This window comes from Halorubrum kocurii JCM 14978, assembly GCF_000337355.1.
In the GTDB taxonomy this organism is placed as follows: domain Archaea; phylum Halobacteriota; class Halobacteria; order Halobacteriales; family Haloferacaceae; genus Halorubrum; species Halorubrum kocurii.
On the sequence record NZ_AOJH01000048.1, the window covers coordinates 23332 to 44026 of the forward strand.

Here is a 20695-nt window from a genome sequence, read left to right on the forward strand (position 1 = left end):
ACACCTCGCTCGCCGCCTCGCCATCACTCCTGCGATGAGCGCGGACCGGGCGGATGCCGACCCGGAGGAGACGGGCGCGTTAGCGACGTTCCGTCAGTTCTTCGCGCTGGAGCGGGACGTGCTGGTGGTCTCGCTGGCGATGTTCGCGTTCAGCCTCGGCTTTCAGATGACGAGCCGGTTCCTCCCGGAGTACATGGTGGCGCTCGGGGCGTCGGGGTTCGTCGTCGGGCTGTTCGGCACCTTCGGCAACGTCATCTCCGCGCTGTACCCGTACCCGGGCGGCGCGATCTCCGACCGGGTCGGCTCGCGGTACGCGCTGACGCTCTTCGGGCTGGTCTCGACCGTCGGCTTCGCCGTCTGGCTGGTCGCCCCGAACGCGGGGGCGGTCGCCGTCGCGGGCGTGACGATCGAGCCGTGGATCTGGATCTTCGTCGGGCTAGCCCTCGCGCAGGCGTGGAAGTCGTTCGGGCTCGGCGCGACGTTCGCCGTGGTCAAGCAGGCGACGGCCCCGTCCCGACTGGCGGCCGGGTTCGCGAGCACGGAGACGTTCCGGCGCACCGCGTTCCTGATCGGCCCCGTCCTCGCGGCGGTCCTCATCGGCCTTCACCCGGCGTTCACCGTGAGCTTCCGGTACGTGCTCGCGGTGGCGGTCGCCTTCGGCGTCCTCGGGACGCTCGCGCAACACGTCCTGTACGACGCGAGCGGGGACAGCGTCGGCGGCGGGCGGTTCGAGGGACTCGCGCGGATCCGGCGGGACCTCCGCGAGATGCCCGACCCGCTCCGACCGCTTCTGATCGGCGACACCCTCGTCCGGTTCGCGAACGGGATGGTGTACGTCTTCTTCGTGCTCGTCGTCACGCGGATCTTCTCGGTCGGGCTGGAGACGACGGTCGGCGTCGGCGGCTTCGCGTACGCCGTGGACCTCTCGCCGCAGGCCTTCTTCGGGTACTTGCTCGGCGTCGAGATGGTGATCGCGCTGGTCACGATGGTCCCCGCGGCGAAGCTGGCCGAGCGGGTCGGCCTCAAGCCGGTCGTCGCGCTCGGATTCTTCGTGTACGGCGCGTTCCCCGTCGTCCTCGTGTTCGGCCCCGAACTCCTCTCGCCGGTCGTCTCGGTCCAGTGGGCGCTGGTCGTCGTCTTCGCGTTCTCCGGGCTCCGGTTCGCCGGGCTCCCCGCGCACAAGGCGCTCATCGTCGGCCCCGCCGAGCAGGGCGCCGGCGGTCGGGTCACGGGGACCTACTACCTGCTCCGGAACACGATCGTCATCCCGAGCGCCGCGATCGGCGGCTACCTGTGGGACTTCGTCAGCCCGGAGCTCGCCTTCACCGTCGCCGCCGTGATCGGGATCGCGGGGACCGGCTACTTCCTCGTCTTCGGCGAGGAGTTCGAGGCGTACGCGTGATATTGTTGGCGTCCCGAGCGACGGCGGGAGTACGTGTCTCAGTTCGGTCGATCGGGTATTTATAAGCGATCGAGTGGCGTTGCTGTCGGCCGTTTATGAGTGGTTGGCACCGCTGCGGTGACGACCTCCAAAACCCAAGCCGCACCGCACAGCCTCACGCCTCCCCAGCCTCGTCGGTCACCCTCCGCGTTGCTCCGGGTGACCGACTCCCTCGCGCGTGCACCTCGCGCCCTTCGGGCGCTCGGCGGCACGCGCCACCGCACCAGTCGTTTATAAATGATGGTCGCCGCCGCTCACGGTCGTTTAAATACTCGCACGGCGCCACCGATCTGCACCACCCACTCCCGGCATCAACCAGTTTGCACTGTACCGACGCATCGGACTGCGAAAAAACGGCCGACCGAGGAAGAGCGCCTTACGACGACGACGGCGACATCTCGATGTTGAGGCTCTTCTGGACGAGCTGGGTGAACGCCATCGAACACAGGAAGTACCAGACGATCCACATCTGGATCGGGCCGACGATGCCCGTGTCCCACGTGACGGTGCCCGCGAGCGGGACTATCAGCTCCTGCGTGGCGACGTCGGGGTACGCGGCGGAGGAGCCGCGGTAGCCGATCACCCAGAACATCCACAGGAACGCCGGGATCGTGAGGAACATGATCCACACCATCGGGCGGAACTGCTCTTTGAACATCCCGAGCTGGTCGCCCATCGCGTCCATCTGCTCCTCCTGGATGGCGTCGAGCGCCTCCTGGTCGTCGCGCTCCTTTGCGTCTTTGCGACGTTCCTGGATGTCCTTCATCCGGTCCTGGTACGCGCTCATCTTGTCCATGTCCATGAGTCCCGCGCGCAACAGGGTGGAGTACAGCCCCGTCGCGAGCGCGATCACCATGACCACGACGTAGAAGGGGACCAAGTTGAGGAGCGGCCCCAACACGAGGTCGAAGGCGCCGGCGATCGCGTTGCGAACCGGGTTGACGGCGTAGCCGACGAACGCGCCAAGCGTCGCGACCCCGGCGATCTTGTCCCACTTTGTCCACGTGGTCGTCTCCGGAGTGTCGACGTCGCTGCTGGTGATCCCGTCGTCGTCGTCGTCCTCCAGCCCGGCCTCGATGGCGTCGCGGTCCGCCAGCGCGAAACCGGTGTCCCCGTCGGTGAGAACCTCCTTCTCGATGAGCCGGCCCCACTGGCCGCTCGTGATCTCGTCGCGGACGTCGACCCACTGGACCTCCCCGTCCGTGGCGCTATCGAGGATGACCTCGACGGCGTCTCGCATCTCGCTGTCTTCGCTGACCAGCGAGCGGACTCTCCGTTCCACCTTGCTCATTACCGTTCGGTTGTCGGCCGACAGTTAAGAACCTTGCAGGATCGCCGGCGACCGGTCCGTCGCCGCGAGACCGGTCACGGCGCCCCGGTCGCCGTTCGTCGCCCCCCTACTCGTCGAGAACGTCGCGGATGCGCTCGAAGACCTCGTCCGGCGTCGCCTCACCGTCGACCTCGACGAGGTTGCCCTCGTCGCGGAAGTGGTCGATAACGGGCTCGGTGTTCTCGTAGAACACCTCGAGGCGCTCGCGGGCGGTCTCCTCGGTGTCGTCGTCGCGCTGGATCAGCTCGCCGCCGCACTCGTCGCAGACGCCCGTCTCCTCGGGCGGCTGGAAGTCGACGTGGTAGTTCGCGCCGCAGTCGTCGCACACCCGCCGGCCGGTGAGACGGTCGACGAGCACCTCCTCGTCGACGGCGAGGTAGATCACGGCGTCCAGGTCCGTGATCTCCGAGAGGTACTCCGCCTGGTCGAGGTTGCGCGGGTAGCCGTCGAGCACGAACCCCTCGGCGTCCGCCAGCGCGGCCTGGACGATCTCGTTGACGACCGGGTCCGGGACCAGCTCCCCGGCCTCCATGAACGAGCGGGGCGTGCCGTACTCGGTCTCCATGTCCTTGTTCGCGCGGAGCGCGTCGCCGGTCGTGACGTGCTCGACGCCGTACTCGTCGGCGAGCTTCGCGCTCTGCGTCCCTTTTCCGGCGCCCGGCGCCCCCAACAGAAGGATCCGATGACTCATACCGGAGCGCTCGCCCGCCGCACGTAAAGGCTTGAAGATCCCGGCCAACGCTACGCCGTTCCGCCGTCGCCCTCGCTCTCGTCCGCGTCGCCCTCCTCGTCCGCGTCGCCCTCCTCGTCCGCGTCGGGGTTCAGTCGGAGCCCCATCTCCAGCTCGAAGCTCTCGGCGTCGGAGGTCTCGAACCCGATCTTCTTGTACAGCGAGACGGCCGCGCGGTTCCAGCGCTCCACCGTGAGCCACACCTTCCGGATGCTCTCGGACTGGCCGTGGCCGAGCAGCCCGCGGATCAGGTGGGTGCCGATACCGGCCCGCTGGTACTCCTGGTGGACGAAGATCGCCAGCTCGTAGGCGTCGCCGTCGGGCACCAGCGTCGCGTGCCCGGCCACGTCGTCGCCGCACCACGCGATCACGTTGAGACAGTCGTCGGCGAGGATCGCGTCCAGCCACTCGCGGATCCGCTTCTCCCCGCCCGGGGGGATCCCCTGCGCGCGGTCGGCCGGGTCGAAGGCGTCGTACATCTCCACGAGCGACTCGTACTCCTCGTCGGTACCCTCGTAGGGGCGGATCTCGACGGTACGCTCCTCCCGGTCGGTGAACTCCGTGGGCGGAACAGGGAACTCGTCGGCCACCGCGTCGGGGTATCGTCGGTCGCTCATCTGACCAGCGTTACGGATGTCTTGGCGTTCAACAGGACGAATTCCGCGATCGACCCGATCGTGATCTTCCCCATCGGGCTCGTGTGGCCCCCGCCGAGGACGATCTCCTCGAACCCCTCCGTCTCCGCGATCTCCACCAGCCGGCTCCCCGGGTCGCCCTCGACCTGCCGGACCTCGGCGTCGATCCCCGCCTCCTCGACCGCCGACTCGGCCTTTCGGGCGATCTCGTCCGGATCGACCGACGAGTCCGGGTTCTCGACCACCGCGACCGTGAGGTCGTCGTTCGCGACCGCCGCGCGCTCGACGGTCCGGTCGAGCGCGCGGAACGAGTCGTCGCTGCCGCCGATCCCGCAGAGCACCTTCATACGTCCCCCGTCCGCACGCCGGTACAAAAATGGATCTCTGATTACGGTCCGTTTCGGCCGGATCCCGCCGCCGCGATGGCCACCGACAACCCTTTTGTTCGGCGGTCAGGTTACTAACGACATGAACGAACCAACCGATCCCGCGTCGGACGAGGGATCGGACGCCGCCGACGGGACCGCCGACGCCGGCGACGGAGCCGCGAACGCCGGCGAGGGGGCCGACGACGCCGCGAGAGAGTCGTCGGAACCGGGCGACGGGTCCCGGTCGGCTATCGACGCGACGGACCGCGACGGATCCGACGACGCGACGGACCGCGACGGATCCGACGACGCGACGGACCGCGACGGATCCGACGACGAGGCGGGTGACCAGGCCCGAGAGCAGCTCCCGCCGGAGGTCCGCAAGTACGAGCGGTTCAAGAAGATGGACGGGGCGCGCTACGAGCGCGTCAACGAGTTCCTCCGCGACCGGACGTACATCACGGCCCGCGAGTGGGCGATCGCGCGGCTCTGCGCCGACTTCCGGACCGAGACGGGCGTCGAGATGACGAAGATCGGCGAGAACCTCCCCGAGCTGGTCCCCTTCATGACCGACACGTACACGCCGCAGGCGGTCAACCAGGCGCGCTACTCTTTCGAGGAGAAGGTGACGAAGGCGGGCGCGACGTTCCTCTACGGCGCGATGTCCGGCTTCTTCACGGCGGAGGACTTAGACGAGATGATGTACGAGGTGACGGAGGTAGCGAAGTTCCTCCTCGAAGTCGAGGGGGTCGACCTCGCCGTCGCGGACGAGCTCGAAGCGGAGGACCGGATCAGCGAGGTGATGCGGGAGGTGCGCGCCTCCTCCGCGGATCTCCGGGGTGAAGAGGTCCGGTGTCCCGAGTGCGGACACGTCCACGAGCCGACCGAGGAGTAGCGATGGAGCGATTTCCGGAGGCCCTCGACGGCGTCCCGGACGCGGTCGTGATCGTCGACAGCGACGGGATCGTCCAGGCCGGTAACAGACGCGTGGAGCGGGTCCTCGGGTACACGCCGACGGAGGTGGAGGGCAGGAGCTTCGAGACGCTGCTGTACGACCCCCGCGAAGGCTCGGCCGGCGAGGAGCTCCACCGCTACGTCGTCGACCCCGAGCCGCGCTCGATGGCGGCGAGCCTGGACCTGTGCGCGCGGCGCGCGGACGGGAGCGAGGTGCCGGTGACCCTCAGCCTCGGCCCGTTCGAACAGGACGGCGAAACGTTCCTCGTCGCGACGATCGTCGACGTCAGGGAAGAGCGCGCGGAGCAGGCCGAGCTCCACCGCCGAACGCGGACGCTGGAAGCGCTCCACGAGGCGACCCAGGACCTGCTGAAGACGACCGATCGGGAGTTCGCCGCGGAGGCGGCGGTCGAGTACGTCGAGGAGGTGCTCGGACACCCGATAGCGGGGATCTGGCTGTACGACGAGGACCGCGACGTCCTCGGTCCGGTCGTCTGGACCGACAAGGCCGACGAGCTCGTCGGCGACCACCCGACGTTCGGCCCCGACGAGGCGAGCATCTCGTGGGAGGCGTTCGAGTCCGGCGACCCGGTGTACGTGGCCGACACGCACGCCGATCCGGACCGGTACAACCGGAACTCGCCGATCCGCAGCGAGCTGATACTCCCGCTCGGCCGGTACGGCCTCATCAACATCGGGGGCACGGAGCGGGACGCGTTCGACGAGTCGGACCTCGCCGTCGCGCGCCTCTGGGCCGCCACCGTCACGATGGTGTTCGTCAGGATCGAACGCGAGCGCCAGCTGCGGGTCCGCGAACGGGAGATCGCCCGCGAGCGGGACCGGCTGGAGGAGTTCGCCAGCCTCGTCTCCCACGACCTGCGGAGTCCGCTCAACGTCGCCACGGGGAACCTCGACATGGTCCGCGAGCGGCTCCGGGAGGACCACGAGGACCTGACCGAGATCGACACCGTCGCCCGCTCGCTCGACCGGATGGAGTCGCTCGTGGAGGACATGCTGACGCTCGCGAGACAGGGCTCCGCCATCGACGAGACCGAGACGGTGTCGCTCGCCGCGCTGGCCGAGGAGTGCTGGACCGGCGTCGACACCGCGTTCGCCGACCTCGTCGTCGTCGACGACCTCCGGGTCCGCGCCGACCGGAGCCGGTTGCGGCAGGCCCTGGAGAACCTGTTTACCAACGCGGTCACCCACGCCGGCGAGTCGGTCCGCGTCGAGGTCGGGGCCCTCCCCGACGGCGACGGCTTTTACGTCGCGGACGACGGTCCCGGAATCCCCGCGGACCGCCGCGACGAAGTGTTCGACGCCGGCGTCTCGACCGACCCGGAGGGGACCGGCTTCGGCCTCAAGATCGTCGCCGAGGTCGCCGACGCGCACGGGTGGACCGTCGAGATCGCCGACGACGACACGGGCGACCCCGGCGCCCGGTTCGAGTTACGCGGCGTCGAAACGGTCGACGCCGACGCCTGAAACGGGACCCTGTGCGGTACCGACTCAGACGCCCTCGAATGAAGGGAGGTGCCGCGTCGAGACGCCCGCTCCGTCGAGCGCGACGTCGACGTTCGGGCCCCGGTCCGCGCTCGGGAGCCCGACGTTGATCCGCCCCTCGCCGGTCACGCCGTCCTCCTCCATGCGAGCGGTGACGCGGTAGCCGCCCCGCAGGTCCGTGATCGACCGCACCTCGACGGCGGTCTCCGGGTCGACCGCGACGTCGAGGTCGGCGACCGTCTCGCCGGGTTCCGCGTCGTCGCCGGACGACCGGCGCGTCACGGTCAGCGCGAGTTCGCGCGCCTCCTCGGTGACGTTGAGGAGGCGGACGCCGAGCGGGGGCGAGGACCGGTCCTCCCCGGGGGCGGAGTCACCGTCGGTGCCGTCGCTCGAGCCGTCGGTCCCCGCAGTTCTTCGCCGCACGTCCAGCCGGAGGGTCCGGTCCGGCGTCACCAGGTAGGGAACCGGATCGGCGTACAGCTCGCCCACGGAGCGGTCGCCGTCGTCCTCGTAGTACACCGATCCCGCGTGCTGTGCGGTCGCGTAGTGGTCGTCGCCGGAGACGTGGTCGACCGTCGCGGCGGCGTCGACGGTCACCTCCACCGCCCCGGCCGCCGCGTGGTGGTTGTGCGCGTACACCTCCTCGTACGCGGCGACGTACGCCGCGACGGCCTCCGACTCGAGCTCGTCGGGGCGCTCCGGCGGATCGCGCTCTGCGACTCCCTCCGTGCCCCCGCTTCCGGCGAGGTCGGCGCAGCCGGCGACCCCGCCGCAGACCGCGGCGCCGGCGCCTCTGAGGAGGAACGCGCGTCTGTCCATACGGGGTGTCCTCGCGGCCCGGTCAAAAGGTCAACGAAAGAACAAACGCGCGTTTGTGTATCGCGTTCCGCTTATAAATCGAGGGCGTGGTGCGTCACCGCGTCGGCGCCGGTCGCGCCGTCGGCGTCGGCGTCGAGGACCGCGACCCGGAAGGCGTCGTCCGCGCCCGCGACGGGGATTGGGAGTCCGCCCGGATTCACCCGCACCGCGCCGCCGCGCTCCTCGACGCCGTGCGCGTGTGTGTGGCCGTGGAGCACGTAGTCGTAGTCGCCGCAGTCGACGAGGGCGTCGACGACGATCCCGCTCGTGCCGTGGGTGACCGCGACGTCGACGGCGTCCCCGGCGTCTCCGCCCGAATCGGAATCCCCGAACGAGAGCGTCCCGGCCTCGCCGAGGTAGGTGCCGAACGACTCGACGGTCGACTGGACCGCCCACTCGCCGTCGTTGTTGCCGCGGACAGCGTAGAAGTCGAAGCCGTCGTCGGAGTCGTCGCCGACGTCGAACGGGGTCACCGAGAAGGGCGCGACGAAGTCGCCGCAGTGGACGACGGCGTCGACGCCCTCGCGTTCGAACAGCGCTACGGCCGCCTCGACGGCGGCGAGGTCGTCGTGGGTGTCGGAGACGATGCCGATCCGCATGGTACGTTTCGCCGATCGCGCCGCGCGGAAATAAAAGGCGGTCACGGAGGGGTACGCCGCAGCGCGCAGCCACGCGTTCGACGAGGGCTCGCTCGTCCAGACGCTGTTCTGGGCGCGGCTCCCAGGCGACACCCTGCTCATCCTCGGGACCGTCATCTATTTCGCGGACCTGATTCGCAAGCGGTTCGTCCTGCGGAGCTCCGCCGACGACCCGAGCGTCGACGACATGGCCGTCGCCGAGGGGATCGTCGACGACGACTGAGCGGGTTCAGTCGTCAAGCCGGTCGTCCCGGTTCGACCAGCGGTCCGCGTCAGTCGCCAGATCGCGCACCTCGCGCCGGATCCCGGCGTAGTTGTCGACGATGTCTCCCGTCGTGACGATCCCGACGGGGCTCATCCCCTCGACCACGACGAGCTTCTTCACTCCCTCGGAGCGCATGCGGTCGGTCGCGGTCCGGAGCGTCTTCGTCGGCTGGATCGTCGCGAGCGGGCTGCTCGTCGCCTTCCGAAGCGGGATCGCCGAGAACGGGTCGTCGGTGACGTACCCGGCGTGGAGCACGTCGGCCTCGGTGGCGATACCGGCGGGGGTCCCCTCGTTCGTGACGACCACGCTGCCGACGCGGTTCCTGAGCATCAGTTCGGCCGCGTCCCGGACCGACGCGCCGGCGTCGCAGGCGACGAGATCGGTCGTCATCACCTCGTTGACGAGCATGCCGCCCGGTACTCCGGGTGCTCACTTGAGAGCCGGGGTCGGAGCGGTGCCCCGCCGAGAGCGCGCGCTCACTCGGCGCGCCACTTCCCGCCGAGCGCGTCGCGCGTCATCGACTCCGCGTCGCCGTCGCGGAACACGCTCACCCGTCCCGTCTCCTCGCTCAGCGTCACCGTCGCGACGACCTCGGGGCGCACCGAGGTCTCGATCGCGCTCATGTGCCGCGACCCCATCCACGGCTCGTAGCTCACGTCGTCGACCAGATCGCTCTCGTCGCCGCGGGTGCCGAGGTCGCGGAAGCGGACCATCTGCGCCTCGATCTCGCCGTCGACCGCGACGACGACGCCGCCGTCCTGCTCGAGGCTCACCGACTCGACGGCGTCGACGAACTCGGCCTCCGCGAACGCGGTCGGACAGCTCTCCCGGGGCCACCGGTTGTCGCCCATCGGGTCGGCGTACTCGCCGTAGTCGCGGTCGGCGACGACCGCGAAGTAGAGCCCGGGTCCCTTCACGTGCGGCTCGTCCCAGCCGTCGAACGCGAGGCTGACGTGTTCGGCGCAGTAGGTCAGTCGGTCGACGACCTCGCGGACCCGTTCGTGGGTGCCGTACTCGATCGCGAGGCCGCTCATTCGGTGTCCTCCGCTCGACTGTCCGTGACGCGAACGCTCATACCTACATGAACGAGCGGGCCGTATATAAGCGGTTACGAGTCGGGCCGAGTCGGACGGGCCGAGCGAGTCCGGCGGGTCGACCCGGACGGGCCGAGCGAGTCTGATCGCCCCGCCTCACCGCCACTGCGTGAACAGGGCCGCGTCGAACCGATCGGCCCGGACGAGTCCGACGCCGAACGCGACCGCGACGGCGGCGGGGATCAGATTCCCGTACCAGAGGTTGATCCCGCCCCAGAGGATCACGAAGCTCACCATGTCGTCGAGCATGAACTCGCAGTCGCGGAGCCGGTCGGCGAGCGCCCCGATCGCGAACGCGCGGTCGAGCGTGACGACCGCGACCGTCGCCGACAACACCCACCCGGCGTAGTTCGACAGGGGGACGCCGAAGAAGGCGCCGCCGCCGAACGTCCAGAACCCGAGCGCGACCGCGCCGGGGTCGAGCACCACGTCCATCGCGACCACCGCGGCGATCACGGTCGCGAGCCGCAGCCACCCGTTCGACGCCCGCGAGCCGAGAAGCAGGAGGCAGAGGAGGTAGGCGTTCACCACCAGCGGGATGAAAAAGACCGGGAGCGCCAGGGGCACCCCGCCGAGCATCGGCCCGAGGCTCACGGTGTACTCGAAGGTCCCGTACGGCCAGCCCGTGGTGACGCCGAACACCTCGATCGCGTAGGTGTACGCGACGAGCACGCCGATCCACCCGACCGCGCGGCGGTCGATCGCGGGCAACACGCCGACGACGAGCGGCGAACGCATCACCAGCACGCCGAACAGCACGAACCACGGATTGAAGGCGAGCGGCTCCGGCACCCACCCCTCCGCGCTGCCGACGAGCGCGACGGCGCCGACGAGCGGGAACAGCACGGCGATGGTGAACCGGTTCTCGCGGACGATCCGGTCGAGGACGCGCTCCGCCTCGCGGCGCGTGTCCGGGAGCCGCGCGCGGAGCGCGTCGAACCCCCCCGACGTCGAGGCGGATCCGGCGGGGTCGCTCACGCGAGCACCTCCGTGATCGGGTAGACGCGCCAGAGCCCGCCCATCGCGAGCAGGGTGCCGACGGCGGTGTTCAGCGCCGGGAACCACCAGTACGCGCGGTCGACCGCGATCGACGACCGGGCGACCCACGCCGCGAAGACCGGGTAGACGCCGAGCAGGGCGCCGAGTCGGAGGTCGACCGCGGCGAACGCGACCGCGGCGGCGACCCAGCAGGCGATACAGTACGCGTACGTCCGCCCTTCGCCGAGCAGGGTCGCCGTCGTCCGGATCCCCGCGGCGCGGTCGGGCTCGATGTCAGGGATCGCGGAGAATGTGTGCATCCCCATCGCCCAGAGCCACGCGCCCACGAGCGCCGCGGCCGGCGGGTGCGTCCCCGCCACGGCGGCGTACGCGGCCGCGCCCGGCAGGACGTACAGCCCGTTCGAGACGGAGTCGAGGAACGGCGTCGTTTTGAATCGGACCGGCGGGGCGCTGTAGGCGGCGCCGAGCAGCAGGAAGCCGGCGAGGTACGGCCACGCGACCCGCGGCGTGGCCGCGAACGCGGCGAGCCCGAGCGCTGCCGAGACGACCACCGCGACGGCGACGATCCGGTCCCCTCGCCAGCGCGCCTCTCGGCCCTCTTTCTTCGGGTTCAGCTCGTCGATGTCGGCGTCGAAGGCGTCGTTGACGCCGTAGAGGAAGACGTTCGCGGGGACGAGGAAGTACGCCGCCAGCCCGACCGTGACGGGCGTGAACAGCCCGTCAACGTTGGCGATCCCGTAGGTGACGCCGACGGCGACGGGGCCCGCGAGGTACAGCCAGAACCGCGGTCGCGACAGCACCAGCAGGTACCGGAGGAGGTCGGGTATCGAGCGTCGGCCGGGATCGGTCGCGGTGTCGCTCACGGCTTCGGTCACGCCGTCTTCGACAGCTCCTCGGCGGTCAGCTGCCCGCTGATCAGACACATCGGGACGCCGATACCGGGGGTCGTGGTCGACCCCGTGAAGTAGAGCCCGTCGACCGCGTCCGACCGGTGGGGCGGCCGGAGCAGCGAGGTCTGCCTGAGGGTGTGGGCCAGTCCGAGCGCGCTCCCCTGGTAGCTGTTGTATCGGTCGGCGAAGTCGTTGACGCAGAACGTCTCCTCGAAGACGATCCGGTCGTGCAGCTCCGTGCCGGTGTTCTCGGCGATGTCGTCCAACACGAGGTCGCGGTACTCCTCACGGAGCTCGGGAGTGTCCTCCAGTCCGGGCGCGATGGGGACTAAGGCGAACAGGTTGCTGTGGCCCTCCGGCGCGACCGTGTCGTCGGTCTCGGAGGGGACACAGAGGTAGTAAGCCGGGTCGTCGGGCCACGACGGGTCGTCGAATATCTGCTCGAAGTGCCGGTCCCATCCCGTCGGCAGCACCAGCGTGTGGTGTTCGAGGTTCGGCACGTCGCCCTCGACGCCGAGGTACAGCAGGAACGCGGAGGGGGCGTACGTCCGCGACTCCCAGTACTCCTCGCTGTACTGGCGCTTGTGTTTCGGGATCAGCTCCTGTTCGGTGTGGGCGTAGTCCGCGTCAGAGACGACCAGGTCGGAGAGGTACCGCTCGCCGTCGGCGGTGTCGACCGCGAACGCGCCGCGGCGCCCCTCGATCCCCGTCACCTCGGCGTCGGTGACGTACTCCACGCCGAGGTCGTCGCCGAGCTCGACGATCCCGTCGACGACGGCGCCGATCCCGCCCTCGGGGTAGTAGACCCCCATGTTGTAGTCCACGTGGCTCATCAGGTTGTACAGCGCCGGCGTGTTGTACGGCGAGCCGCCGAGGAACACGAGCGTGTACTGCATCAGCTGCTGGAGCTTCGGGTGGTCGAAGTAGTCTTCGACGTGCCCCTGCATCTTGCCAAGAAGCGAGAGCCCCCACGAGTACCGGAGCACGTCCGTGTCGACGTAGTCGCGGAGCCGCGGGCGGTCCTCGTACACGAAGTGCTCCATGCCGATCTCGTACGTCCGCTCAGACTCCTCAAGGTACGCCTCGAACGCCTCGCCAGCGCCGGGCTCGTACTCCTCGAACAGCTGCTTGTTCTTCTCTCGGTCCGGGAGCACGTCGACCATGTCGCCGTCCTTCCAGAACACCCGGTAGTGGGGGTCGAGCCGCTCCAGCTCGTAGAACTCGTCCGGCGACCGGCCGAAGTGGCCGAAGAACCGCTCGAACACGTCCGGCATGAGGTACCACGAGGGGCCCATGTCGAACCGGAAGCCGTCGGTCTCCAGGCGGCTCGCGCGCCCGCCGAGCTGTTCGTTCTTCTCCAAGAGGGTCACGTCCGCGCCGGCGTCGGCGAGGTAACACGCGGTCGAGAGGCCGCCGAACCCGCCGCCGATCACGATGACGGATTCGCCGGCCACGGCGTCGATGTCCGGGGCCACGTCCATGCCTGATCGTAGGGTCGGTAGCGGTATAAATACCGGCCAGACGCAGCGGGCGGGACCCGGGTCGCAAGCGCCGCGAGTGGGTACGCCTAAGTCGGCGACGCCCCTACCCGATCGCAACATGGATCCCACGGTCGCGATCACCGGTGCAACGAGCGGGATCGGGCGAGCGGTCGCCGAGGCGTTCGTCGACGAGGGGGCGTTCGTCGCCGTCTCCGGACGCGACGGCGACGCGGTCGACCGAACGGTCGCGGCGCTGAACGAGGGGGGCGAAGACGGCGGCGAGACCGCCGGTACCGCGTGGGGCGCCCGCGTCGACGTGCGCGACGAGTTCGACTTGGAGCGGTTCTTCGAGCGCGTCGCCCGGGAGGCCGGGCCGATAGACGCCGTGTTCGCGAACGCGGCCGTCTTCCACGGCGGGCCGGGCGAGAGTCCGGTCGACGAGACCAGCTACGCCGACTACGACGACACGATGCGGACCAACGCCCGCGGCGTCTTCGCGACGCTCTCGGAGGCGGTCCCGCACCTCGCCGAGGGTGCGCGGATCGTCGTCCCCTCCGGCGGGATCGCCCACGAGTCCCGGCCGGGGATGGGCGCGTACGCCGTCTCGAAGGCGGCGGCCGAGGCGGTCGCGCGCGGGTTCGCGGCCGACCTCGACGCGACCGTCGGCGTCGTCGACCCGGGGCTCGTCGCCACTGACCTCACCGGGAAGGAGCGCGCCCGCGACCCCGAGAGCGTCGCGCCGCTGTTCGTCTGGGCCGTCACCGAGGCGCCCGCCGAGGACCTGAACGGCGAGCGGCTCGGCCTCCGCGAGTGGAAGTCGGCGACGCGGTAGGCGCTCTCTGCCCCGTTGGTGGTGATCTCACGCCCGATCGACCCGGGACGCGACGTCGAGCGCGGGCCGCTTGGACGCCAGCCCGGCCACCGCGTCCATGAACGCCGTCCGGTAGCTCGCCGGTCCCGCGGGATCGCCCTCCGCGGCGCGCTCCCCGGCGAGCCCGTACGCCGCGCACCCGGCGAGCGCGGCCTCGGTCGTCGACGCCGGCGCGCCGTCGGCCTCGTCGACGACCGCGGCGACCGTCCCGAGCGTGCTCGCGAGCATACAGCCAGACCCGACGAACGAGCCCATGCGCTCGTGGCCGACGGACAGTTCGTACGCGCGCTCGGCGTCGGCGACGACGTCCGTCGGCCCTGACGCGACGACGACCGCCCCCGTCTCCGCGGCGAGCGCGCGGGCCGCGTCCGAGACGCCCGCGCCGCCTCCGCCCACGGACTCGACCCCTCTCACCGTCGCCGCCTCCCCGGCGAGCCCGCGGATCTCTCCGGCGTTCCCCTTTATCAGGTCGAACGCGACCGCCTCCAGCAGCCTGCCGACCGACTCGACGCGGTGCGGCGTGGCGCCGTACCCGACCGGGTCGAGCACGACCGGGACGTCCGCCTCGTTGGCGCGCCGCCCGGCGTCGACCATGGCGTCGACGTCGGTCGTCGAGGCCGTTCCCGTGTTGATCACGACCGCGTCGGCGCCGGCGGCCATGTCGCCCGCCTCCGCCGGGGCGTCGGCCATCACCGGGAGCCCGCCCCAGTGGAGCGTGACGTTCGCCGTCTCGCTCGTCGTCACGTCGTTGGTCAGGTGGTGCACGAGCGGCGCGGTCGCCTCGACCGCCGACAGGGTATCGGCGAGGAGCGCGCCGTCGATCGAGTCGCCGCCCGAGCCGCCCGTCGACCGGTCGGTCGACTCACCGCCCATCGCCGACCACCTCCCGGAGCTCCGCGGCCGCGGCACGCGGGTCGGCGGCCGCCGTGACCGCCGAGACGACCGCCACGCCGGCCGCGCCCGCCGCGGTGACCGCGCCCGCGTTGCCGGCGTCGATCCCGCCGATCCCAACCACGGGGAGGTCGACGGCGTCGGCGATCGCCGCGACGCGCTCGGGGCCGACGCCGTTCGTCTCGTCCGGCACGTCCTTCGTGCCGGTCCGGTACACCGCGCCGACGCCGAGGTAGTCCGCCCCGGCCTCGGCGGCCGCTCGGGCCTCGGGGACCGTTGACGCCGAGACGCCCACGATCGCCTCGTCGCCGAGGCGACCGCGGGCGATCTCGGCCGGCAGGTCCGACTGCCCGAGGTGGACGCCGTCGGCGTCGACCGCCGCGGCCAGGTCGATCCGGTCGTTCACGATCAGAGGGACGCCGGCGTCGGCGGTGAGGTCGCGGAGCCGGCGTCCGAGCTCGTACCGCTCCCGGGCCGGTCGGCCCTTCTCGCGGAGCTGGACGGCGTCGACGCCGCCCGAGAGCGCCGCCTCGACGACCGCCGCCGTCTCACGACCCGCCGACCGACTCTCCTGTGTCACGAGGTACGTCCGCCACTCGGTGGGATTCATTAGTAATATCTGTCGGTGGTCGCAGTGAAAAGCTATCGGATACGCGTCGGCGCTCGCCGTGGAGCGACACCGCCGGCGCCCGGCCGAGGTTGAACAGACCCAAGCCGCCGCAGGGCGTATCACAGTCGATGCGATCACGACTTCGGGCCGCGGCGGTCCGACTCCGAGCCGCGCTCTCCCGGCTCGGATCGGTGAGCGCGAATGCGCTCGACCGCGCCGGCGTCATCGACCGAACGCGGCTCGGAGAGACCCTCAATCTGGCGTGGCCGCGAATCGTCACCGGGTTCGCGATCATGTCGAAGAACACGGTGGACCTGGCGGTCGTCGGGATCGCGCTCGGGGCGCCCTCCGTCGCCGGGCTGGCGTTCGCGTTCGCGTACTGGCAGCTCGCGAAGTTCGTCTCCATCGGGCTCGCCGGCGGGACGGTGTCGCTCGTGTCGCAGAGCTACGGCGGCGGCGAGACCGACCGCGCCGCGCTCGTCGTCAAGGCGTCGCTGCTCGTCGCGCTGGCGCTCGTCGCGCCCATCGTCGTCGGCTTCGTCGCGTTCGCGGAACCGCTGATCGCGCTCGTCGGCGGCGAGGGGACCGCGCTCCGGGCCGGAACGATCTACCTCGCCGTCACCGCGCCGGCGCTCGCCTTCGAGTTCTTCAACATGATCGCGAGCCGCACGTACGCCGGCGTCGGCGACACGTTCACCCCGATGGTGGTCCGGGCCGGCGGCGCCCTCCTCAACGTCGTCCTCACCGTCTGGCTCGTCCTCGGCGTCGGGCTCGGCGTCTTCGGCGCTGGGCTCGGGACCGCCGTCTCCATCGCCGCCGTCGGGGTCGCGCTCTCGTGGGGGATGACCGGCCGATCGTACTTCGGGCGCGGCGCCTCGCCGGTCCCGATCGGGCGCGACGGGCCGTGGATCGACGCCGACCTCGTCCGGCAGCTCCTCCGCGTCTCCGCGCCCCTGATCGGCCGCCGGGTGGCCGAGGGGGTCGCCGTCTTCCCCCTGTTGTGGATCGCCTCCTCGTTCGGCTCCGCGACCGTCGCGGCCCTCGAGGTGGGCCGTCGCGTCCGGGCGATCCTCGGGAGCTTCAGCTGGGGGTTCTCGATCGCCGCGAGCACGCTCGTCGGCCAGCGGCTCGGCGCGGGCGAGGAGTCGCTCGCGACCGAGTACGGCCGCGACGTGATCCGGCTGTCGGCCCTCGTCTACGTGCTCGCCTCGGCGGTCGTGCTCCTCGCCGCCGACCCGATCGCGGGTGTCTTCGTCGACGACCCGGCGGCCGTGGCGGCGACCGCGGCGTTCGTCGTCGTCGCCGCCGTCTCCGCGATACCGCTCGGCGTCGACGGCTCCGTGACCGGCTCGCTACGCGGGGCGGGCGACACCCGGTGGCCGTTCCTCTCGTCGATGGTCGGACTGTACGTCGTCGCGCTCCCCCTCGCGCTGCTCGGGCTCGTCACGCCGCTGGGCGTCGGCGGGCTGTACGCGGCGGTCGTCGCCGAGAAGGTGGTGCCGGCGGGGCTGAACCTCGCGCGGTTCCGGTCGAACCGGTGGCAGGCGGTCAGCCGGCAGTACCGCCCGGACGCGGCGGACGGCGACGCCGCCGCGGAGTAGCTCGCAGACGCGGCGCCTACTCCTCGTCGGCGACCGACTCGACCATCTCGACGCTGCCGGTGAGCTGCCGGTGGACGTAAGGCATGTCGATGCCGGCGTCGTCGAACGCCTCCTTCACGTCGGTGACGTACTCCGAGCGCACGCGGACGAACTCGCCGCGGTCGGGCTCGTCGATCCACCAGCGCGACTGCAGCCCAACGGCGGAGTCGCCCAGCTCGACCACCCGCACCGAGGGGGCCGGGTTGTCGAGGATCCCCTCGTGCGCCTCGGCCTTCTCGACGATGATGTCGGTGGCCTCGGCGATGTCGTCCTCGTAGCCGATGCCGAACACGAACTTCTGGCGCAGCGTCTCGTAGGCGACCGGGTTCGTGACGGCGTTGTTCGCGAGGTCGCCGTTCGGCACCGTGACCCGCTCGTTGTCGAAGGTGCGGACGCGGGAGACGCGCAGGTCGATGTCCTCGACGCGGCCCGCGTTCCCGTTCCACTCGATCCAGTCGCCGACCTCGAACGGCTTGTCCTTCAGGATGAAGATTCCGGCGACGAAGTTTCCGAGCAGGTCCTGCGCCGCGAAGCCGACCGCGAGCGCGATGGCGCCGCCGAAGACGGCGAACGCCGAGAGGAACGCGCCGTAGCCGGCCATCGTGAAGCCGATGGCGATCGCCGCAACCCAGACGACGGCGTTCGCCACGCTCGAGCCGAGGCTGCGAACGGCCTCGTCGAACCCGCGCGCCCCCAACACCCGCATGACCGCCGGGACGAGGACGACCTTCCCCAGCAGCAACACGCCGACGAACCCGACGAGGAACAGCGCCACTGAAAACAGGATCCCCGCCAGTGCCGCGCTCAACCCGACACCGCCGAACTGTAGTGGTACCATCACCCCTCCATTCGGACAGATATTTAAAGAAACTACTGGCAGCGCAGTTGTTTATCCGGGGTCCCTCGACCGGTTCGACACGGCGTTCGGCGGCCGCGAACCGTCGCTCAGTCGCCGCGCGCCGGCCGCGGGTTGAGCGGTCCGTCGCCTCGCGCGACCCCCCGAAGGCGGCGCCCGTGCGGGTCGTCGACGCGCATCCGGTCGCTGACCGCCGGCGGGATCCACGCCTCGCGGTTCGTCGGCGCCGAGGCGGGAGCGACGCCGGTCGGTCTGAAGTCGTCGGGGAGGTACCGGGCGTAGGTCGGGAGCCGCTCGCGCAGGGGCATCCCGCCGGCGTCGGCCACCGCCCGGAGCCCGTCGAGGTCGGGCCACGCGTAGTCCGGGTTGACGTAGTCGTCGGTGACGGGGGAGACGCCCCCGAGGTCGTCGATCCCGCAGTCGACGAGGTCGGCCGCGGGCGAGAGGTTCGGCGGCACCTGCACCGACACCTCGGGCGGGAGGGCGGCCCGCGCCATGGCGACGACGCGCCGCATCGTCTCCAGGTCAGGCCTGTCGAAGTCCGACCGCTCGTTCGGCACGACGTTCTGGACGATCACCTCTTGGACGTGGCCGTGTCGCTCGTGCAGCTCGCGGATCGCGAGGAGGCTCTCCGCGCGGTCGCGCCAGTCCTCGCCGATCCCGACGAGGATACCGGTCGTGAACGGGACGCCCTGCCGCCCCGCGGCGCGGATCGTGTTGAGCCGCTGGCCGGGTGTCTTCCGGCGGCCGCCGCTGTGCGCGTCGACGTCGGCGGTCGTCTCCAGCATGACGCCCATCGAGGCGTTCACCTCGCGGAGGTCGGCGAACGCCGCCTCGGTGAGATCCCCCGGGTTCGAGTGCGGGAGCAGCCCCTCCTCCAAGGCGATCTCGCAGGCTCGGTGGAGGTACTCCAGGATCGAGTCGTACCCCCACTCGTCGAGCTGGTCGTGGACCGCGGTGTACCGGTCGTCCGGCTCGTCGCCGAAAGTGAACAGCGCCTCCGTGCAGCCGGCGTCGGCCCCGACGCGACAGCGCTCCCGGACCCCCTCGGGCGACACCAGCGACGCCTCGCCGGGCACGTCGTAGTAGGTGCAGTACGTGCAGGTGTACCGGCAGGCGGTCGTTAGCGGGACGAAGACGTTCCGCGCGAAGGTGAGCCGCTCGGCGGGCTCGACGTCTTCGGGCGTGACCGAGAGCAGCCGCTCGACGCGCGACGCGTCGGGCTCGATCTCGATTCCGTACCGCTCGGCGGCCGCGAACACGTTCGCCACTCGCCGCCGGGACTCAAAAAGGATCGCGGTCCCGGATCCGACCGCGTCGACGCCCTCGGCCGGGCGCCGCCGCTCACTCCCGCTTGACGCCGACTCGCCCGTCCGTCGCGTCGAGCGCGAAGCCGGCCTCGCGGAGCCAGCGCGGCGCCCGCGCTCCCTCGTCGTCGTCCGCTTCGTCGTGGATCAGCAGCTCCGCGAGGTCGGCCGGCTCGTCCACGTCGGTCGCGAGCCGGTGGGAGTCGACGACCGCGACGCTCGCGCCGATCTCGTCTGCGATCCGACGGTGGTCGAGATAGGAGGCGCCGTGGTAGTCGACCTCGAACGCCGGGTGCCCGGCGACGAACGCGTTCGTCCCGCCGCCCCGGCCGGGGGCGATCGCGAGGTCGGCCTCGCGTCCCGCCCCGAACAGCTCTCGCAGGGCGTCCGGCGTCGCGAGCGCGAGGTCCGCCATCACGACGGCGACGCGCTCCGCACCGCTCGCACCGAGCCGCGCGTCCAGCGCCGCGTTGACCGCGTCGGTCAGCGGGCGATCGTCGATCGTCACCGGACAGGGGAGGTCGGCGTCGACGGCGCCGGTCGCCAGCACGCACGGCTCGCCGCCGGCCGCGCCGACCGCGTCGAGCACGTCCAACAGCATCGCCCGCGCGAACCGAGCGCGCTCGTCGGGCGCGAGGACGGTCGAGAGTCGCGACTTGGGGCGGTCGGTCGAGAACGGAACGAGGACCTCCATCGGGAGGGTCGCTTAGAACAGCGATTCGAGTTCGTCGCCGTCGTCGCTGACGAGCTCGTCGAGGTTCTCGTCGCTCTCCTCGCGGATCTCGTCCAAGTTGTCCTGCGCCTCGATGGCGACCTGCTGGAGCTCCTTGATCCGCGGGACGTTGGTGACGCCCGCGAGCAGGATGACGGTCGCGACGAAGCCGGCGCCGCGGTACGGGTAGTCCCCGCCGCGGACTTCCATCGAGCCGGTCTGCTCTTCGAGCCACTTCCGCCCGCGCTCGATACCTTTCCGGTTGAGGTACTCCGGCGGGCCCGCGAGCACGAGCAGGGCGCGCTCGGCGCCCTCGATCTCACAGGGCAGCGTGAGCCGGCCCAGCGCCGCCTTCCGGACGAGGCTGGTGATCCGGTTCGTGGTGTGCGCGCTGTCGAGCTCGTCCTCGCCGCTGTCGTCGCGCAGCCGGGAGAGCAGCCCGCCGGAGGTGCGCTCCTCGACCTCCTCCTCGGCGTAGCCGACCGTGGAGACCCCGCCGCCGGACAGCGTGTTGATGATCTCGGAGGAGTCGACGACGCTCTCGGCGACCTCTTGGCCCTGCTTGACCTCGCCGGCGCCGAAGAGGATGCCGAACCGCCGGACGATCTCCTCGTTGATCTCC

Annotated in this window: 21 protein-coding genes and 2 pseudogenes; 6 read left to right on the top strand and 17 right to left on the bottom strand. The window is 70.8% G+C overall.

From position 1 onward, the window contains the following. Positions 1–34: 34 nt before the first annotated feature. On the top strand, positions 35–1402 hold the full coding sequence (locus C468_RS07155; protein WP_008848220.1) for an MFS transporter: 1368 nt from the start codon (positions 35–37) through the stop codon (positions 1400–1402). Positions 1403–1817: 415 nt separating this feature from the next. Here the strand turns inward: C468_RS07155 and C468_RS07160 are convergent, their stop codons facing one another. The 4 genes from C468_RS07160 to C468_RS07175 form a co-directional block, all read right to left on the bottom strand. Further along, complete coding sequence (locus C468_RS07160) at positions 1818–2732, bottom strand: DUF106 domain-containing protein (RefSeq protein ID WP_008848221.1); 915 nt, start codon at positions 2730–2732, stop codon at positions 1818–1820. A gap of 106 nt (positions 2733–2838) precedes the next feature. Beyond that, positions 2839–3462 carry an adenylate kinase gene (locus C468_RS07165; RefSeq protein WP_008848222.1) on the bottom strand — a complete coding sequence of 208 codons (624 nt, stop codon included), beginning with the start codon at positions 3460–3462 and terminating at the stop codon, positions 2839–2841. Positions 3463–3512: 50 nt separating this feature from the next. Further along, positions 3513–4118, bottom strand: a complete 606-nt coding sequence (locus tag C468_RS07170; RefSeq protein WP_008848223.1) for a GNAT family N-acetyltransferase — start codon at positions 4116–4118, stop codon at positions 3513–3515. Then, positions 4115–4483, bottom strand: a complete 369-nt coding sequence (locus C468_RS07175) for a universal stress protein (protein ID WP_008848224.1) — start codon at positions 4481–4483, stop codon at positions 4115–4117. Before C468_RS07175 ends, C468_RS07170 begins: the two co-directional genes overlap by 4 nt. A 121-nt stretch (positions 4484–4604) precedes the next feature. Here C468_RS07175 and C468_RS07180 point away from each other — a divergent pair, with 121 nt between their 5' ends. After that, positions 4605–5399, top strand: a complete 795-nt coding sequence (locus C468_RS07180; protein ID WP_008848225.1) for a DUF5806 family protein — start codon at positions 4605–4607, stop codon at positions 5397–5399. A gap of 2 nt (positions 5400–5401) precedes the next feature. Continuing rightward, complete coding sequence (locus tag C468_RS07185) at positions 5402–6943, top strand: sensor histidine kinase (RefSeq protein WP_008848226.1); 1542 nt, start codon at positions 5402–5404, stop codon at positions 6941–6943. A gap of 24 nt (positions 6944–6967) precedes the next feature. Here C468_RS07185 and C468_RS07190 read toward each other — a convergent pair whose 3' ends face one another. Then, a complete protein-coding gene (locus tag C468_RS07190) occupies positions 6968–7780 on the bottom strand; it encodes a hypothetical protein (protein ID WP_008848227.1) in 813 nt (270 codons plus the stop codon). 71 nt (positions 7781–7851) lie between these two features. After that, the gene (locus tag C468_RS07195) at positions 7852–8418 is read right to left on the bottom strand and encodes a YfcE family phosphodiesterase (RefSeq protein ID WP_008848228.1); all 567 of its coding nucleotides are present in this window, start codon (positions 8416–8418) and stop codon (positions 7852–7854) included. A gap of 37 nt (positions 8419–8455) precedes the next feature. Here C468_RS07195 and C468_RS18990 point away from each other — a divergent pair. Continuing rightward, positions 8456–8680: pseudogene (locus tag C468_RS18990) on the top strand (nitric-oxide reductase large subunit); the annotation flags it as partial. A gap of 6 nt (positions 8681–8686) precedes the next feature. Here the strand turns inward: C468_RS18990 and C468_RS07200 are convergent. The 5 genes from C468_RS07200 to C468_RS07220 form a co-directional block, all read right to left on the bottom strand. Beyond that, on the bottom strand, positions 8687–9130 hold the full coding sequence (locus tag C468_RS07200; RefSeq protein WP_008848229.1) for a CBS domain-containing protein: 444 nt from the start codon (positions 9128–9130) through the stop codon (positions 8687–8689). 68 nt (positions 9131–9198) lie between these two features. Next, positions 9199–9756, bottom strand: a complete 558-nt coding sequence (locus C468_RS07205) for a diadenylate cyclase (RefSeq protein ID WP_008848230.1) — start codon at positions 9754–9756, stop codon at positions 9199–9201. A 156-nt stretch (positions 9757–9912) separates the two neighbouring features. Beyond that, the gene (gene cruF, locus C468_RS07210; RefSeq protein ID WP_008848231.1) at positions 9913–10794 is read right to left on the bottom strand and encodes a bisanhydrobacterioruberin hydratase; all 882 of its coding nucleotides are present in this window, start codon (positions 10792–10794) and stop codon (positions 9913–9915) included. After that, positions 10791–11690 carry a prenyltransferase gene (locus tag C468_RS07215; protein WP_008848232.1) on the bottom strand — a complete coding sequence of 300 codons (900 nt, stop codon included), beginning with the start codon at positions 11688–11690 and terminating at the stop codon, positions 10791–10793. The genes cruF and C468_RS07215 overlap by 4 nt, the downstream gene beginning before the upstream one ends. Further along, positions 11687–13186, bottom strand: coding sequence for a phytoene desaturase family protein (locus C468_RS07220; protein WP_008848233.1), 1500 nt, complete (start codon positions 13184–13186; stop codon positions 11687–11689). The genes C468_RS07215 and C468_RS07220 overlap by 4 nt, the downstream gene beginning before the upstream one ends. A 118-nt stretch (positions 13187–13304) precedes the next feature. Between C468_RS07220 and C468_RS07225 the strand changes: the two genes are divergently transcribed. After that, positions 13305–14018, top strand: a complete 714-nt coding sequence (locus tag C468_RS07225) for an SDR family oxidoreductase (RefSeq protein ID WP_008848234.1) — start codon at positions 13305–13307, stop codon at positions 14016–14018. Between the two features lie 27 nt (positions 14019–14045). Here C468_RS07225 and thiM read toward each other — a convergent pair whose 3' ends face one another. After that, positions 14046–14930: a hydroxyethylthiazole kinase gene (gene thiM / locus C468_RS07230; protein WP_008848235.1), complete on the bottom strand. Its 885-nt coding sequence runs from the start codon at positions 14928–14930 to the stop codon at positions 14046–14048. Further along, positions 14920–15558 carry a thiamine phosphate synthase gene (gene thiE / locus C468_RS07235; protein ID WP_008848236.1) on the bottom strand — a complete coding sequence of 213 codons (639 nt, stop codon included), beginning with the start codon at positions 15556–15558 and terminating at the stop codon, positions 14920–14922. The genes thiM and thiE overlap by 11 nt, the downstream gene beginning before the upstream one ends. Before the next feature lie 128 nt (positions 15559–15686). Between thiE and C468_RS07240 the strand changes: the two genes are divergently transcribed. Further along, positions 15687–17159 carry an MATE family efflux transporter gene (locus tag C468_RS07240; protein WP_008848237.1) on the top strand — a complete coding sequence of 491 codons (1473 nt, stop codon included), beginning with the start codon at positions 15687–15689 and terminating at the stop codon, positions 17157–17159. Positions 17160–17175: 16 nt separating this feature from the next. Here C468_RS07240 and C468_RS07245 read toward each other — a convergent pair whose 3' ends face one another. The 4 genes and pseudogenes from C468_RS07245 to C468_RS07260 form a co-directional block, all read right to left on the bottom strand. Continuing rightward, a complete protein-coding gene (locus C468_RS07245; RefSeq protein WP_008848238.1) occupies positions 17176–18036 on the bottom strand; it encodes a mechanosensitive ion channel family protein in 861 nt (286 codons plus the stop codon). A gap of 107 nt (positions 18037–18143) precedes the next feature. Continuing rightward, entirely contained in the window at positions 18144–19316 is a 1173-nt protein-coding gene (gene cofG / locus C468_RS07250; RefSeq protein WP_049912123.1) for a 7,8-didemethyl-8-hydroxy-5-deazariboflavin synthase subunit CofG, read from the bottom strand. 82 nt (positions 19317–19398) lie between these two features. Beyond that, positions 19399–20055 (bottom strand): 2-phospho-L-lactate guanylyltransferase, encoded by a 657-nt coding sequence (gene cofC, locus C468_RS07255; protein ID WP_008848240.1) that lies wholly within the window; start codon positions 20053–20055, stop codon positions 19399–19401. A 12-nt stretch (positions 20056–20067) separates the two neighbouring features. Continuing rightward, positions 20068–20695: pseudogene (locus tag C468_RS07260) on the bottom strand (cell division protein); the annotation flags it as partial.

Bases quoted from the DNA above. Each gene is read 5' to 3' on its own strand.
- C468_RS07180 (WP_008848225.1), top strand. From the start codon at position 4,605: ATGAACGAACCAACCGATCCCGCGTCGGACGAGGGATCGGACGCCGCC.
- C468_RS07160 (WP_008848221.1), bottom strand. From the start codon at position 2,732: ATGAGCAAGGTGGAACGGAGAGTCCGCTCGCTGGTCAGCGAAGACAGC.
- C468_RS07175 (WP_008848224.1), bottom strand. From the start codon at position 4,483: ATGAAGGTGCTCTGCGGGATCGGCGGCAGCGACGACTCGTTCCGCGCG.
- C468_RS07225 (WP_008848234.1), top strand. From the start codon at position 13,305: ATGGATCCCACGGTCGCGATCACCGGTGCAACGAGCGGGATCGGGCGA.
- C468_RS07220 (WP_008848233.1), bottom strand. From the start codon at position 13,186: ATGGACGTGGCCCCGGACATCGACGCCGTGGCCGGCGAATCCGTCATC.
- C468_RS07190 (WP_008848227.1), bottom strand. From the start codon at position 7,780: ATGGACAGACGCGCGTTCCTCCTCAGAGGCGCCGGCGCCGCGGTCTGC.
- C468_RS07165 (WP_008848222.1), bottom strand. From the start codon at position 3,462: ATGAGTCATCGGATCCTTCTGTTGGGGGCGCCGGGCGCCGGAAAAGGG.
- C468_RS07195 (WP_008848228.1), bottom strand. From the start codon at position 8,418: ATGCGGATCGGCATCGTCTCCGACACCCACGACGACCTCGCCGCCGTC.
- C468_RS07200 (WP_008848229.1), bottom strand. From the start codon at position 9,130: ATGCTCGTCAACGAGGTGATGACGACCGATCTCGTCGCCTGCGACGCC.
- thiE (WP_008848236.1), bottom strand. From the start codon at position 15,558: ATGAATCCCACCGAGTGGCGGACGTACCTCGTGACACAGGAGAGTCGG.
- C468_RS07240 (WP_008848237.1), top strand. From the start codon at position 15,687: ATGCGATCACGACTTCGGGCCGCGGCGGTCCGACTCCGAGCCGCGCTC.
- C468_RS07205 (WP_008848230.1), bottom strand. From the start codon at position 9,756: ATGAGCGGCCTCGCGATCGAGTACGGCACCCACGAACGGGTCCGCGAG.
- C468_RS07155 (WP_008848220.1), top strand. From the start codon at position 35: ATGAGCGCGGACCGGGCGGATGCCGACCCGGAGGAGACGGGCGCGTTA.
- C468_RS07170 (WP_008848223.1), bottom strand. From the start codon at position 4,118: ATGAGCGACCGACGATACCCCGACGCGGTGGCCGACGAGTTCCCTGTT.
- C468_RS07245 (WP_008848238.1), bottom strand. From the start codon at position 18,036: ATGGTACCACTACAGTTCGGCGGTGTCGGGTTGAGCGCGGCACTGGCG.
- thiM (WP_008848235.1), bottom strand. From the start codon at position 14,930: ATGGGCGGTGAGTCGACCGACCGGTCGACGGGCGGCTCGGGCGGCGAC.
- cofC (WP_008848240.1), bottom strand. From the start codon at position 20,055: ATGGAGGTCCTCGTTCCGTTCTCGACCGACCGCCCCAAGTCGCGACTC.
- C468_RS07185 (WP_008848226.1), top strand. From the start codon at position 5,402: ATGGAGCGATTTCCGGAGGCCCTCGACGGCGTCCCGGACGCGGTCGTG.